The sequence below is a fragment of the Prosthecobacter sp. Pr1 genome (assembly GCF_057652315.1).
On record NZ_JBYFBS010000062.1, the window covers coordinates 1 to 301 of the forward strand.

The 301-nt window shown below is 61.5% G+C and carries 1 protein-coding gene; it reads left to right on the top strand.

Annotated elements, in window-relative coordinates; translation table 11 throughout:
• Positions 1–204 (top strand): winged helix-turn-helix domain-containing protein (locus tag AC24GY_RS29470; protein ID WP_487690465.1); only part of this gene is annotated, 204 nt, incomplete at its 5' end.
• Positions 205–301: the final 97 nt, after the last annotated feature.

The window sequence follows — 301 nt, forward strand, 5'->3', positions numbered from 1 at the left end:
CTGGAGGTGCTGCTCGCCAATGAAGGCCGCACCCTCACCAAAAAATTCCTGCTCGAAAAAGTCTGGGACATCCAGTTTGACCCCGGCACCAATGTCGTGGATGCGATGATCTGTCGCCTGCGCCGGAAGATCGACCCACCCGGCCAGCCGTCCCACCTGCAAACCGTCCGAGGCAAAGGCTATGTTATCAAAACTGTTCCCTGAGCGCATGCCGTCCACCTGGCGGCTGGGGCTGCTGCTGGCAGTGCTCATGGCCATCAGTACCGCCCTCTGCATCACCGTGGCCGGTTGGGCCATGCGG